Genomic DNA, 1,908 nt, shown 5'->3' on the forward strand with positions numbered 1-1,908 from the left:
TCCCGTAGCAGATGGTGGTGTAGGTGGTGGTGCTGATGCTGGTCCGGGCCCGTTCGCCGAAGGCGGTGTAGACGGCGGCGAACATGGCGCCGGTCAGCGCCAGCACGTCGCCGAGGACGGCCCGGCCGGAGACACCCACGTCCACACCGGTGGCGATCGCCGCGCCGCCGACCGCCACCGCGATGCCGACCCACACCACCCGGGGCAGCGGTCGCCCCTGAGCGCGGGCGATCAGCCCCTGCCAGACCGGCTGGGTGGCGACCAGCGCGGTGGACGTGGCGACCGTGGTGAGCTGGGCGCTCGGCACCCAGGTCGCGAAGTGCCCGGCCAACGCGACCCCGGACAGGACGCAGAACAGTCCCTCCCGTCGGCCCGCGCCCACCGTCAACCGGCGGAACTCGGCACGACGCCGGGCCAGCGCGACAGGGCTCAGTACGGCCACCGCGAGCAGGTTGCGCCAGAACGCGATGGCCAGGGCGGGGGCAGCGGCGTACGCGATCAGCGGCGCTGACGACGACACGGCGACCACGGCCAGTCCGACCGCGCCGGTGGTCAACGGATCCACTGTCGGTCGAGGTGAAGGTGGGGGCACGGGACGTAATCCTCACACGTATGACGGTCGACACGGAGGGTCATCACTCCGTTACGATCACGCGGGTCCGCGCCGGCGACCCTCGACCGCCCGGAGGCGTTCCCCCATGTCCAGCTACCAGGCGGTGCTGTTCGACTTCTTCGGCACCCTGACCCGTTCGGTGCAACGCGGTGCCGCGCACGCCGGCACCGCCGAGCTGCTCGGGTGCCCCACCGACGCGTTGTCCGAGGTGCTGAACCGCACCTACTACGAGCGGGCCAGTGGCCGGTTCGGCAACGCGGAGGCGACCCTGCGCTGGGTGTGCGCCCAGGTCGGCGTACACCCCAGTGACCAGGCGGTGCGGGCGGCCGTGGCGTCCCGGCACCTGGCGGTCCGCGCGGACACCTGGCTGCGGGCCGACGCGGTGCCGGTGCTGGCGGCCCTGCGCCAGCGCGGCCTGCGCACCGGCGTGATCAGCGACTGTACGCACGAACTGCCGGCCTTCCTGCCGCAGCTGGCGGTCGCCCCGCTGCTCGACGTACAGGTCTTCTCGGTGCAGCTCGGGCGGTGCAAGCCGGACCCGACGCTCTACCTGACCGCCTGCCAGCGGCTCGGGCTCACCCCGGGCGACTGTCTCTACGTCGGCGACGGTGGCAGCCAGGAGTTGACCGGCGCCGAGCGGGCCGGGATGACAGCCGTCCGGCTCGCCGCACCGGATCTGGCCACTCACATGGTGTTCAACGCCGACCGGGACTGGCGCGGCCCGACGCTCGGGACCCTGGGTGAGGTGCTCGCCCTGGTCGACCACGACGCGGCGGTGGCGGGCGTCGGCGGTCGGGCGGACTGATCCGTTGATCAGCGGCGGCGGACCCGGTGCAGCCGGAACGGCTTACGGGTGGCCCGCACCGCCGGAGTCGCCCGGGGCGGCTCGGCCTGCGCGTCGGCCGGCAACTCCGCGCCAGCCAGCGGTGTACCGGCCGGGACGAGGCGGTTCACCGCGCAACCGTCGGCGGCCCAGCGGGCCACCAGGTCGGCGGTCGGTCCGGGCGCGTTGAGACGCTTCGCCGCCACCAGCGGGGCGGTGGTGTCCCACGCCTCGGTGCCCGGCTGCAACCGGCTCACCCGGGCCGGCCAGGTGACGATCCGACCGCCGTGGTCGCCGCGCAGGGTGACCTGGGCCTCGGTCGCGTCGGCCAGACCCGGCGCGGCCTGCTCACCCGGCCCGCTGACCACCAGGAGCGCGCCCTCCAGCGGGGCGCACCAGAGCGCGAGCGCCGGCCCACCGGCAACGCTGACCCAGGCCACGGCGGCCTTCTTCATCGCCTCGTCGACCAGTG

At 74.3% G+C, this 1,908-nt stretch carries 3 protein-coding genes; 1 reads left to right on the forward strand and 2 read right to left on the reverse strand.

Annotated elements, in window-relative coordinates; translation table 11 throughout:
• Positions 1–592, reverse strand: a 592-nt coding sequence (locus tag KBX53_RS31605) for a DMT family transporter (protein WP_210863432.1), incomplete at its 3' end; no start/stop codon positions are given.
• Positions 593–698: 106 nt separating this feature from the next.
• Between KBX53_RS31605 and KBX53_RS31610 the strand changes: the two genes are divergently transcribed.
• On the forward strand, positions 699–1,418 hold the full coding sequence (locus KBX53_RS31610; RefSeq protein WP_210863449.1) for an HAD family hydrolase: 720 nt from the start codon (positions 699–701) through the stop codon (positions 1,416–1,418).
• Between the two features lie 8 nt (positions 1,419–1,426).
• Here KBX53_RS31610 and KBX53_RS31615 read toward each other — a convergent pair whose 3' ends face one another.
• Entirely contained in the window at positions 1,427–1,906 is a 480-nt protein-coding gene (locus tag KBX53_RS31615; protein ID WP_247676510.1) for a hypothetical protein, read from the reverse strand.
• Between the last annotated feature and the right edge of the window lie 2 nt (positions 1,907–1,908).

This window comes from Micromonospora sp. M51 (assembly GCF_018070305.1).
Lineage (GTDB): Bacteria > Actinomycetota > Actinomycetes > Mycobacteriales > Micromonosporaceae > Micromonospora > Micromonospora parva.

Excerpts from the sequence above, each read along its gene's own strand:
- KBX53_RS31610 (WP_210863449.1), top strand. The coding sequence starts at position 699 with ATGTCCAGCTACCAGGCGGTGCTGTTCGACTTCTTCGGCACCCTGACC.